10 protein-coding genes are annotated in these 12,965 nt (G+C 40.7%); 2 read left to right on the forward strand and 8 right to left on the reverse strand.

Annotated features, from left to right (window positions below; genetic code table 11):
- Positions 1–9: 9 nt before the first annotated feature.
- From AC1DWN_RS16605 to AC1DWN_RS16625, 5 genes are all read right to left on the reverse strand, one after another.
- Positions 10–441, reverse strand: a complete 432-nt coding sequence (locus AC1DWN_RS16605) for a GtrA family protein (RefSeq protein WP_477560014.1) — start codon at positions 439–441, stop codon at positions 10–12.
- A complete protein-coding gene (locus AC1DWN_RS16610) occupies positions 434–1,435 on the reverse strand; it encodes a glycosyltransferase family 2 protein (RefSeq protein WP_477560015.1) in 1,002 nt (333 codons plus the stop codon). Before AC1DWN_RS16610 ends, AC1DWN_RS16605 begins: the two co-directional genes overlap by 8 nt.
- A 57-nt stretch (positions 1,436–1,492) precedes the next feature.
- Positions 1,493–5,305: a phospholipid carrier-dependent glycosyltransferase gene (locus AC1DWN_RS16615; protein WP_477560016.1), complete on the reverse strand. Its 3,813-nt coding sequence runs from the start codon at positions 5,303–5,305 to the stop codon at positions 1,493–1,495.
- Between the two features lie 133 nt (positions 5,306–5,438).
- On the reverse strand, positions 5,439–6,146 hold the full coding sequence (locus AC1DWN_RS16620) for a glycosyltransferase family 2 protein (RefSeq protein WP_477560017.1): 708 nt from the start codon (positions 6,144–6,146) through the stop codon (positions 5,439–5,441).
- Positions 6,143–7,456, reverse strand: a complete 1,314-nt coding sequence (locus AC1DWN_RS16625; protein ID WP_477560018.1) for a nucleotide sugar dehydrogenase — start codon at positions 7,454–7,456, stop codon at positions 6,143–6,145. Before AC1DWN_RS16625 ends, AC1DWN_RS16620 begins: the two co-directional genes overlap by 4 nt.
- 214 nt (positions 7,457–7,670) lie before the next feature.
- On the opposite strand from AC1DWN_RS16625, the gene AC1DWN_RS16630 reads away from it, so the two are divergent.
- Positions 7,671–8,768, forward strand: coding sequence for a glycosyltransferase (locus tag AC1DWN_RS16630; RefSeq protein ID WP_477560019.1), 1,098 nt, complete (start codon positions 7,671–7,673; stop codon positions 8,766–8,768).
- Positions 8,769–8,872: 104 nt separating this feature from the next.
- Here the strand turns inward: AC1DWN_RS16630 and AC1DWN_RS16635 are convergent, their stop codons facing one another.
- On the reverse strand, positions 8,873–9,568 hold the full coding sequence (locus tag AC1DWN_RS16635; RefSeq protein ID WP_477560020.1) for a YhcN/YlaJ family sporulation lipoprotein: 696 nt from the start codon (positions 9,566–9,568) through the stop codon (positions 8,873–8,875).
- A gap of 160 nt (positions 9,569–9,728) precedes the next feature.
- Here AC1DWN_RS16635 and AC1DWN_RS16640 point away from each other — a divergent pair, with 160 nt between their 5' ends.
- Entirely contained in the window at positions 9,729–10,736 is a 1,008-nt protein-coding gene (locus AC1DWN_RS16640) for a beta-ketoacyl-ACP synthase 3 (protein ID WP_477560021.1), read from the forward strand.
- A gap of 105 nt (positions 10,737–10,841) precedes the next feature.
- On the opposite strand, the gene AC1DWN_RS16645 is transcribed toward AC1DWN_RS16640, so the two are convergent.
- Together AC1DWN_RS16645 and AC1DWN_RS16650 are read right to left on the reverse strand one after the other, a co-directional pair.
- Positions 10,842–11,957, reverse strand: a complete 1,116-nt coding sequence (locus AC1DWN_RS16645; RefSeq protein WP_477560022.1) for a YheC/YheD family endospore coat-associated protein — start codon at positions 11,955–11,957, stop codon at positions 10,842–10,844.
- 38 nt (positions 11,958–11,995) lie between these two features.
- The coding region (locus AC1DWN_RS16650; RefSeq protein ID WP_477560023.1) for an NAD-dependent epimerase/dehydratase family protein at positions 11,996–12,965 on the reverse strand (970 nt) is incomplete at its 5' end.

The following is a 12,965-nucleotide window of genomic DNA, read 5'->3' on the forward strand; positions in this document are numbered from 1 at the left end:
GCACTATCCTCAGCCTGAAGATGATGCTTTTGTGACAAAAACCCATCTTTTGCTTCCGTAGAAATTAATGCCGACTATAACGATTGTTACAACCACTTTAGCAATAAACTTGTCAATGCTCCAAAACGTAGTTAAACCCGTTAGCATCAATAGGGACAGTCCGAGTAATAGGATATTCCATACAAAAAAACGTAAGCTACGTTTCCAATCCTTAGAGTAGTGGGAAACTGAAGTCCCGCTCTTTGCGAACGTGAATTTATTATTCAATATATAGCTATTAACCATCCCTGCGCCATATGCCGCAATCTGAGCAATTAATATAGATACACCAAGCCAACTGAGTAGTGTGAACACTATAAAATCAATAGCTGTATTCAAAAGACCCACTAAATTAAATGTAATGAATTGAATCGCCCATGCTTTTCTGCTTGGATTATACATACTTCTTCATGCCATCTGCGTCAGTTTCCACGCTTGCAGCATTTCCCTTCGGTTCGGGATATCCCTGCACCTCGCGTACTATATACAAAGGTCGATTTTTGGATTCATCATATATTCTGCCAATGTATTCTCCGATAACGCCAAGCAGCATAAGAATGATGCCATTGAATAACAAGTTAACAGCGACTATGGATGCCCAGCCTTCTACTGTGCCACCGGAAACGAGCTTCTGAAAAATAACGACTAATAAATAGACAAAGCTTGAAATTGACAAAGTAAAGCCTACATAAGTTGCAATTTYGAGAGGTTTATAGGAGAAAGATGTAATACCATCGACCGCGAAGGCAATCATTTTCTTGAGCGGATACTTCGTTTCTCCAGCAAACCGTTCCTCACGTACATATTCCACCATCGTTTGCCGAAAACCAATCCAGCTGACCAACCCTCTAACGAAGCGGTTCTTTTCTTTCAAGCTGCGGAGAACGTCACATACCTTTCGGTCAATTAAACGAAAATCTCCTGTATCGATCGGAATATCTACATTTGTCATGCTGCGCAATAAGCGATAAAACAGCTTTGCAGTCATTTTCTTGAACAAGGTTTCCCCTTTTCGTTTCAACCTTTTTCCATATACGACCTCATAGCCTTCCTTCCACTTTGCAATCATATCTAGAATGACCTCAGGGGGGTCTTGGAGATCCGCATCGATGACGACTATGGCCTCACCTTGCGCATAGTCCATACCAGCGGAGATAGCGATTTGATGGCCAAAGTTGCGTGAGAAATTAATGAGTCGAGCATTTGGGTCGCATTCGCATATCATCGATATCAGATCAACCGTACGATCCTTGCTTCCATCGTTAACAAATACAAGCTCGTATGGCTCATTTGTCAGATCCATCACTTGCTTTAACCGATTATAGGTATGATCAATAACTTCTTCTTCGTTGTACATAGGTACAATGATGCTATACTTTACAGCGGATTGCTTCATCCTCGAACCTCCTTAAAGTTTTGCGGAAGCAAAACTAGATCATAGTCACACTTTTATTTAAAATAACCAACTCGGGAACCAGCGCAGAACATATAGGATATACCACTTCTGTACAGGTAAACCAGATAGGGCAGGATAAAATAAGACAAACAGCAGCACAGCGAACGCTAAATACAGGTATCGTATTTTAACAAAGCCAGGCTTCTTCTCTTCTATTACTTTAAACATATATACAAGACTAAGAATGATAAACGGGACCATTGCAAAATAATGATAAAGATAAGTTAACCGCGTAACTAGCATCCATGGAACGTATTGGGCAAAGAAAGCAATCCATAGGATATACATCGACTTATCTTTGCGTTTGATGCTTACCCAAATGGTCAGGAGCATGGCAATAATACCTGTCCACCAAATGAGCGGGTTGCCCATGGCCACTATAGTCGAAGCTTGTCCTGCAGGCATAGCATCTCCTGAATAATACCACACCGGCCGTTTCATAAATGGCCATTCCCACCATGTGGAAGCAAATGGATGTGTCGAGACAAGTTTACTGTGGTAACTAAACATATGCTTCTGATAATCTACAAGACTCTTCACAGTATATCCTTCATCCATAACTGTTAGCACAGGAATATAGGACAAAGCATAGATAATTAGCGGTATAGCAATATAGAAAATAAGGCAGCTGGCTAATGTTATTAACGTATTTCTAGGAAATACTTTAACGATATGCAGAAGCTTTTCTTTATTGAATAACTGTTCTTGATCGCTTCCTTGGCTCAGTATTCGCCTTGCTGCTGCATATTCCTTATAGCGATCACAAAGAGATAGAGCTAGGATAATGGCTAATCCTGCACCGCCATATAAGACGATCCACTTTGAAGCAACTCCGATTCCAAAGAAAAGTCCCGCTAAGAACAACGGCATGAGCGTTGTTCCAAGCTTAACACGATAAAAGCTGAGTGACTGATATTTATGCATAAAATAAAACATCAGCATGATGAAGAACACGCCGTATACATCAATTGTAGAAATTCTCGTTTGTGTAAAGTGCATAAAATCGACCGCGAACAGCGATGTCGCTAGAATTGCGTAGCTCCGCTTTTTAAATAAGCTTCTAGCAAACAGGTACATAATAGGCAGCATGAGTATGCCAAAGATAGTACCTGCGATACGCCAACCAAATGGATTTAAACCAAATAGTTTAATACCAAGCGCTATTATTATTTTACCAAGCGGCGGATGTGTATTCTCATAGGCTACAATATGTTCGATATGTTCGTAAGCTGTACGAGCGTGATAAATCTCGTCAAAATAAGAGCCATTCATATAGGTAGCTTTATATTCAGCTTTACTTTGCTCATCAAATAGCAGCTGTACGCTTCCACGCTTAGCTTCCAGTGCTTGGCCATCATGAACTGCTGCAATCGGAAGCGGAGCTTCGCTCCCTTGCTCATAGATCGCAAGCTCATGCATAGAAAAACCACTTGTTTCAACGGTGAGCTTTATATATCTAGCATTAACAGCTGTGTTCTGAGTATTCCATGTAAATACGGCAGTATGACTATTTTCGACATCTATCTTATTTTCCCAATTTATTGCATCATTACTGAACTCATAAGTAAATTTACCTGTGCCGACCCCGCCGAAGTTATTAATTCGCTCAATCTGCTTGTTTTCTCCTAGATCTACATAGAAGCTTTGACCACTAGTTGAGGGCTGCCAAGCCGTTTCAGGTCCTTTCAGCGCTCCAAGATTTGATAGGGCTACAATCGCGTACAATAGCGTAATTGCACCCATCCATAACCAGTCTTTACGCTCAAGCCGCTTATCTTTCTGTTTAACATTTTCCATCGAATCCATTTTAAATGGTTGTAATGCAAGCTGATCTGCATCGCTTCTCACTTCCTCTGAAATGTGCTCGACTTCTTTAGTTGATCCTTTTTTATAAATATCGTATCCGATATACAGCATATATAGCAGCAGCGCTATATTAGCTGTGGAACCAACTATTAAGACACCGTCCATTGGCAGCTTCGTTGTTGTCTGACTATGAGCCAAAACATACACAATGTTTATAAAGTTAGTTATGCTAAAGCCAAAAAACACATACAGCATCCTACGGTCGAGCGTTTGAATAAATGCGAATAGGCTTAGCAATAGGATAGGGAACATATAACGTTCATGCATTTTTGTCACGAATAGAAACACAATACTAATAAGAATCATAGCTATGAAAAAGGACCTATCACTTCCTAAGCCGTCTCGCTTTCTCAATGAGAAATAAATAGCTAGTGCGACGGCGACGAAAATAAAAATCGTTCCCCAAGTCTGGTAGGTTAAAAATAGCCAACTCTCCTCAAGTGCTTTCCAATTGGCGTTGCTAAGCGTATAAATATTAAATGCATTTAACGTCGCATAAGGATACGAGGAAAGCGTTCCTTTATACAGAGAAATAAGAGTTTTGAGCCCGCCTTCACCTCCAAAAAACGGGAGAGCAAGCAAGATGAATGTACTAAAGCCATAAAAAGCGCTAAGCGCTACTTGCTTCCAATCTCGACGATAAAAGAGCGCAATGAGCAGCACCGGCATAAAGATGAAAGCTTGCGGCTTAATAAGCGCTGCGATCGCATACCAAATTGATGCGCTTCTAAAGCGTTTCTCAGAAATACCATAAATCGCAAGAATCAGCGCAAACGCAAACACAGCATCTACTTGTCCCCAAGCTGCTGAGTCAACGATAACCGCAGGATTAAAGAGATAAATGGTCGCAAGGCCTATGGAAACTGCATAGCTTACTTTCTTCCTAGCGATAACAAATAAATAAGCGGCAGCAGCTAAGTCTGCCATAATAGCCGGCATTTTAAATAAGAGGAGCGCTTGTGCAGAGCTAGAATCTAAAGCAAGCATTTTTTTAATAGAGCCCAGTACGTATAAGATATAGATATAGCCCGGCGGATAATCGACGAACATATCCGTATTATAAAATCCGGATAGTCCGTTTTTGACTGCGTGGTCAGCCCATGCCATAAACAAAGCGATATCATTCTCATAGCCTTTATTTGATACGGCAATCCATATGCGAAAAGCTAACGCAACCAAAAAAATAGCAGCAAAAATAACTGGGTACATAGCTTTCCTCTGATCCAGCCAGTTCCTGTCCCTTATTACCTTATTGTAAATAACTCCGAATAATATAGTGAACATCATCGCGTATAAAAGAAACGAAATGATCGATACGGGCTTACTAGCATCAACTGCAGCATCGGCTACAGAAGTTATGGCAAGAGAAAACACTTCCGTCCCTGCCGGTGCCTTTGATACCTTCTCAACCTTGAAGTCATCAAAAAAAGCTTTTCCAATGTTGACGCTGCCGTAGCCACCGAGACTGGCTCCAACCGTTATTTCCGTTTGTTTCTTGCTCGTTTTCCCATAAAACTCTATATATTCCCATTGCTGATTCGTGTTCTTTACCTGCGGATAAGATACGGCTACCCCTTCAACGAATAAATGCGCGCCCATGGCATCCTCATTGATCCCTTCTGCAAGAAAGTACCCAGAAAAACGATAGATACTTTTCGCCTTTACTTCTATCGTTTGGGTCCAGCGTGCATGGTCAGCTGTAACATTATGTATGGCAACTGAATTAGAGCCTGAATGAGCAACCTCTCGTTCAACGTAAAAATCGCTTAAACCATCATCCTTGCTCCACTCCTCATGACCCCATGCATCAGGTGAACCTGCTGTTACTTGCTCAAAGCTTGCATTCTTTAGCAAATTATCAGCAGCGCTGCTCATAGCAGCAGGCCATATCATGAATAGTAGTATGACTGTAACGATTGCTCGGGAGTACCGTTTAAAGCTCATTTCAAAGCCCACCTCAAATCTAGAGAATAAGATACCTTTATTTTACAAATAAACACACTACAACTTTAAAGGATGTATACGACTTGGTCAATGAATCCGCCAAAAAAAACTATAAGGATGGCAGCTGCCATCCTTATTTAATTGTAACCGATTGACTCACCAAATTTCTATACCGATCCGTACGCGCGACCATCTTCGCACGGAGTAATCGTATTGTCTTTGCGCTAACTTTCCAAGTATGAGAGCTCTGGTCTGCCCTTCTCAAAGCAGCAAAATGATGAAAGCTAGTAGATTCGATCTTGTAGCCTTTATGGATACAGTCCATCAGAAACCGCATATCGGTACCTTTAGGAACATCGGCAAATCGAACGTTGAGATGAATTTCCTTCTTAAATAAAAGAGTTGCTCCTGCAACGCAGTTTTCATTCGGCATATTGGCCAACATAAGCTTTTTTGAATGCAAAAAATACATGTAAAATTTGTTCTTTCCCACAATATCCGCTTTGGACTGACTCATTATTTTCATTGCTTCTGTTAAGTAATACGAGGAATAGAAATCATCATCATCAAATTTAGCAATCCGATCATACTTTGCCTTGCTAATTCCGTCATTTAAGCATTTGCCCAGCGACCATTTGTCTGGCAACTGGTAGATTGTTACGTTCTTTAGGTTCTTCGAATATTTCTTGTAGCTATTCATGCTCATCTTTTTGTTATTTAGAATAACAATCAGCTCTTTTGTTTTCACATTCTGACGACTAAAGTTTTTGAATAATGATTCCATTAACGCCGGTCTGTTTGTCACACATATAACAGAGACGCCTTCCGGTTTCTCATTCAAGATTTGCCGCCTCCTAGCCTAACAATTTTAGCTTTCCCGGCTGAGCCTTTTGTTACATTTCGCGTGTCATAGATAAGCGGTGCATGATTCAGCAATAATGACAACTGTAAGTTCGAATGATCCGTTGCGATAACGACACAGTCTATTCCGTTTAAAGTTTCTTCGGTTAACTCCACACTCTCTAGCCTATGCTCTCCAACTTGAATAGATGAAACGTACGGATCATGATAGACCACACTAGCCCCTTCGATTTGCAGCAGCTCGATCAGCTCAATTGAAGCAGACTCTCTATAGTCAGCAATGTCAGGCTTGTAAGCAGCCCCATAAACCATCAGATTAGCACTAGAGAGCGGTTTAGGAGCCAGCAGCCTTTTAAGCTGCTGAACAACGTATAGAGGCATCATTTGATTAACAGAATTTGAAATTTGAATAAACTCGGAATTGAGGCCATGCTGTTTAATTTTCCATACCAAATAAGAAGGATCTACTGGAATGCAATGTCCCCCAATTCCTGGACCCGGATAAAAGGCGGTATAACCGAAAGGCTTTGTACGCGCAGCATCAATAATTTCCCATATATCCAGCCCGAGAATATCACAAACCATCGCGAGCTCATTAATAAACGAGATATTAATCAATCTATATGAATTTTCCAACAGCTTCGTCATTTCAGCCGCATCCGTCGAGGAGACAGGATGAACAGCAACAAATAACTGCCGATATAATTTTTCTACTTTTTCCAAGCAGTTTTCTGTTATCCCGCTTACTACCTTTGGAATACTTTCCAAAGGGTACTTCTTATTGCCTGGATCAACTCGCTCAGGGGAATATGCGAGATAGAAGTCTTCTCCAACGCTTAATCCGGATTTACTTAAAACGGGAAGCAGAACCTCTCTTGTCGTCCCCGGATATGTTGAACTCTCTAAAATGATAAGCTGTTCTTTTTTTAGATGGCTGCTTATTTGCAAAGCCGCTTCTGTCAAATAACTCAAATTAGGTGTTCCATAAGAGGAAAGAGGTGTCGGCACACAAACAATAATAGCTTCAGCCGCTTCCATCATGCTGAGCTGATCGGATGGTGTAAATCGATTGGTTTCAAGCACTCTTTGAATCTCCTGATCTTCAATTTCTAATATATAGCTCTGCCCTCTGTTTAGTTTTTCGATTTTTTGTTGATCTAAATCGATTCCTATCACATGAAATCCCTTTTGTGCAAATAGCAATGCTAAAGGAAGGCCGACATAACCCAGACCCATTATCGCTACAATACGTTGCTCATCATTGATATTAGAAAGTAATTCATCCGTCATAATCTACTATCTCGCCTTCTTTCTAGCTTCTGAATTAGATTTGATAGTATATGAATAAACGAATGAATACGATTGGACAATTATCATAAGACGATTCACAACGTGATAGATAACCATTTGCCTCTAATCCTTGCATTTGTTTTACACAGTCGTTCGTTCAACCGCATAGAATGAAGAAATCTGTCGCGAATAATGAAAGGGAAGTGGTCATGAGATGAGAAGGAAGTTCATTAAAGCCCGCAAGCATTTTGATATTATACTGATGTCCAACTTTGGTCTTCCGGGTGGAACAACCTCATCAAATATTGAAGAAATGAAAGTGCAAAGACAAGCTGGCTTAAAAACAGGCCTCATACACATGCCTAGTAGTGCTGGTAGAAGCGCTAGAGTGATCAATAATAAAATTAAACGTATGATTGATGGAAGACGAATTAAAATGCTAGCTTATAAATCGAAGGTTTCTTGCGATGTACTTATTATTAGACATCCTAGAGTGCTTCAAATAAAAAGACGTTATAAACCCGATATTGTTGCAAAGAAGATACACATTATCGTGAATCAAACACCTAAAGTAGATTATGGCAGCAGAGGAAAGCTTGTATACAATATTAGGGAGTGCAATCAACGGGCCAAAAATTATTTTGGCCGTGCAGGTGTTTGGCATCCTATCGGCCCTCAAGTCAGATCAACCCTTCATAAGCACCATTCAATATCATTAAAATCCATTCAATTAGCACCCAAAGATTGGGTGAATATTATTAATACGAGAGAATGGAGGCGGAAAAGCCGACCGAGTAAAAGTGATGTTATAAAAATAGGCAGACATTCTAGAGATGGGCTTGTAAAGTGGCCTATCAATGCTACTGATTTGTTAAATATATATCCGAATTCTTCTAAGTATGAGATCCATGTGCTTGGCGGTGCGGAAATACCGAGAAAAACGCTGGGCAAATTACCAAGAAACTGGCATGTGATCAAATTTGGAAGACGCTCTCCCAAAGATTTTTTGGCAAAGCTTGACGTTTTTGTTTATTTCACTCATCCGGACTGCGTAGAAGCTTTCGGACGCGTTATCTTTGAAGCAATGGCAGTCGGTGTACCGGTTATTCTTCCTTATAACTACAAAGTATTATTTGGAGAAGCTGCCCTATATGCAAAACCATCAGAGGTTGAGGATCAGATCCAGAAATTAATGGCGGATTCAGAGTTTTATAACAGGCAAGTGAATAAAGCTATAAAATATGTAGACAATAACTTTGGCTATTCGAAGCACAGATCAAGAATAAGGAAAAGTAAGCGTAGTTTAAAATAATGCAGTAAAATGCACCTAGCAGTAATGGCATATGTAGGTTAGACTACATCTTCAAGCCAATATGGTTAGGTGCATTTTCAAAACTCAACTTAATAATATCTGTTTTACATCGACTTTGGCGGGAAAATTCGTTCTGCCAATGCATTGAATTCCGCTATATATCCTTGTATCGGATGTCCAAGCTTCACATCATTCATATAGGCATTCATGCGTCCAACAAACTCTGGATTTGCTGACACATACACATGCTCTACACTAGGCTTCAATCGTTTGACCTCTTCAGCAATTTTATCTTTCATTTTATCCGTCAGCTTATCCTCTCCTGTAGATAGACTACTCATTCTTTTACTCCAATTGGAGTGATCTTTCCCTAGATACTCCGTATTCGACCTACTCATCATATGCTGGTCGCCTTGAAGCTCACCTTCAGCTAACGATACCGCAACATAGGCATTTTGATCAGCCAATATGACGTAGGATCGTTTTACAGCTTCTAATTTGGAGATATGCTCGGAAATTTTGCCGCTCATTTCAATTCGATAATTTTTATGTGAACCCCTTACATTGTTCATTCTCGATTTATTGCCATTTACTCTACCTGCCTGACCATCTACTTGATTCATTCCATAGGTCTGGTCCTTCATAGAACGTTGAGTATGGATCTGGTTGCCATTCGCATCATAGCGTATCTTGTTTTGACGAATGTTTTTATTACCTAAATCCCCTAGCTTGTCACTGCAACCTGCCAGCGTTGTACTAAGAAGTAACGCTGCAGACAGAACCGCTATTTTTTTGCGCATAAGCCATCCTCCATTTAGGTTTGATCAGACTACAAGGCTGCTCTTAGCGTTTGCAGTGATCATACTGGCTATACACGCATTGACAAAAACAAATCAATGAAGTAAATTGTTATCAGATACTAGTACTTGGTACTAAATATGGAAGGATGCGTGAACTGCTATGTCTGAACAAAGTCAATCCATCGTTCGCTCCAATGCTGTCATAACCGCCATCGGCTCATATGTACCTGAACGTATATTAACAAATGCTGATTTAGAGAAGCTAGTCGAAACGAATGATGAATGGATCGTGCAGCGCACCGGCATTCATGAGCGACGAATTGCAGCGAGCAACGAGTACACGAGTGATTTATGCTTTGCTGCGGTTCAAAATATGATTGATCGCTATAACATCAACATATCCAATGTGGACTACATTATTGTGGCAACATCAACGCCAGATTCAACCTTCCCAAGCGTAGCTTCACAGGTGCAAGGCCATTTTGGCATCACAAGCTGTGGAGCTATCGATATGCAAGCAGCATGTGCAGGATTTGCAGCTTCTATACAGCTCGCTAATGGACTTCTATTATCGGGTTCTTATCGTAAAATTTTAGTAATTGGTGCTGAAACCCTATCCAAAATTACAGACTACACAGATCGTACAACCTGTATCTTGTTCGGCGATGGGGCCGGAGTTTTCCTTATGGAAGCAATTGAAGAAGATGCAGGCGATATCATTGGCGTATATTCTCAAACACATGGCTCTCGTGGTCATCTCCTTTATCGCAGCAGTCTTGCACCCGCTATCGGTGAACAAGCTATTGATATGAACGGTTTTATCGTGCAAAATGGGCGTGAAGTATATAAATGGGCGGTAAGTCAGGTAGCAGCTAGTGTGAATGAAATGTTACTACGTAACAATTTGACGATAGAGGACATCGATTGGTTTGTACCTCATAGTGCCAATATGCGGATTATTGAGGCACTGTGTGAACGAACCGGATTTAGCTTAGATCATACATTATCCAGTATTAAACATTTCGGTAATACATCTGCCGCTTCAATCCCGCTTGCCATTGATTTAGCACTTCAATCCGGCACCCTGAAACCTAATCAGCTCATGCTCTTGTTTGGATTCGGCGGAGGCTTAACACAATCCGGAGTCATTCTCCGATGGTCGTTATAAACTAGAGGAACAACTCTAGGTCTAAATATAAAGGTTAAACAAATAACCCCTTGATTGAAACTGATAGGATTAAATCCTAATTAGTTTCTTCGAGGGGTTATTCCATTACACAATTGCTGCTGTTTCCTCATCCATACTTTTTGGGTACGCATTCTCTTCTGATAGCCCTTTTATCTTGAGTTGCTTATTTAAATACGTTGCATAATGAACCGGATTAGCAAAGGTTGCCCGCCACTTCTCTATTTCTCCAGCATCTCGGAACGTTATACGCAAATCACGGAAATTAACCTCAATAAGCCATGGATGCTGCTGTTCATCCAGTCCAATATCCAACCCGAGATCAGCTATATGAGGATGTTCCTTTTCGATCGTTTTTGCAATTCGCAAAGCTAACTTTGCCACTTTTCTTTCAGTTTCAGGCCCATTCCAACCCCATTCTCCGAATAGCTTTGCTACCTTCAGCGATTGACCTCCGCAATGAAGATTGGTAACAATGGACCCTTTCTTTGCCACTCTACCGACTATACCCGTATAATTCCAACGGCCACTTCCATCCTTCTGCACGGATACTCGGAAATCAACAGGATTCCCATTATAGGTCATCAGTGTAATCCCACGCTGTACTAAATATTTTTGTTTCTTCTTTTTGATCATTTTAATGATTTGATCAATACTTACTGTTTTTCGCATAGTCCGTCCAAGTACATTGATTTCAACAACCGCTTTATCATTTTTTTTGCGAATACGAATGATTCCTTTTCCTACGGATAATGTGCTTGGCTTTAGAAACAAGTATTTGTTTTTTTCTAAAAGCTCTTTCACCGAATGATGCGTCACTGAGTTGGTATCTGGAAGATAGAGAAGCAGCCTTTTTTCTTTGGTCAAAATCTGATGAACTTCCAGCTTGGAAATGATATTTCGATCGTTAAACACGGTTCTTCCCATTTTTTTCAATTTTTTAATCTTTTTATTATCGTAGGCGTTATTCGTTCTTGTTCGATTTATTATGACGGAAGGAAGTGTTGTTTTTATACGAGCCTTATCTTTTCCGTTCCAGCCTCGGACCGTCCCCTTAACCCAATCGATATCAAGCAATGAGAAAAAAATGATTTCTTCTCCTGTCTTGTGAGCCGTTTCCAAATAAAAAGCAGGCTTTTCAAAGCTATGCTTACCTTTGATTAATCGGCTTAGCATCGAATGAGGATACAGTATTCCGATCATCGCTTTTCCTCCGATCATAATGAGATTTGCTTGTTATATTATATGTCCTCCACTTTCCCGTGACCGTAAAGACTCGAAATATAACTCCATTGATTTGCCATTCCTTCGTCAAGCGATATGATCGGATTGTAACTAAGTTCGATTCGAGCGAGTGAAATATCAGCACGCGTAGTAAACGGGTCACCTGCTTGCTCTGGTAGATACGCAAGCTTTAACTTCTTTCCGGTCAGACTTTCAATTTTCTGAATAACATCATTAACCGATGCCGTCTCAACTCCACCTATGTTAAACACAGTCCCGTGCATACCATGGTTCATCGCAGCGATATTTGCATTCACCACGTCGTCTACGTAAGTGAAATCACGTGTCTGTTCACCATTCCCGTATACCGTTAATGGCTGATCTAACAGAGCGGCTTTCATAAATCGGTGAAACCCCATATCAGGACGCTGCCTCGGACCGTATACGGTGAAATATCTCATTGCCGTATACGGCACCCCATATTGTTTATGGTACAGAGAACAAAGCTGCTCTCCCGCTAGCTTTGTCAAACCATAGGGAGAAATCGGCTTCGTTGGCGATTGCTCCGTGCTGTATGCTCCGGAGCCACCACCATAGACGGAGGAGGATGAGGCGTAAACTAATTTTTTTACTCGCGAGGACTTTTTACATGCTTCTAAAATTTTCTGAGTCAGCAAGACATTTGCACGCAAATAGTCTCCGAAAGTTGATCCCCAACTATTCCTTACACCTGCTATACCGGCTAAATGGAAAACAATATCCGTTTCCTCAAGGAGACGCTCCAAGTCAACATGCAGCAAGTCAGCAGCCTGCCACCGAAAATTAGGATGTAATAGCATCCTATTCATATTATCTTCTTTGATGTAACGATCTGGATTTTGCTCAAAATGATCTAATCCTAGCACATGATGACCCTGCTTCAGCAAAGCCTCGCATAAATGTGAGCCAATAAAGCCAGCTACTCCTGTAATGACAATATTCATATCG

It is taken from the genome of Paenibacillus sp. P4_A7 (genome assembly GCF_056402455.1).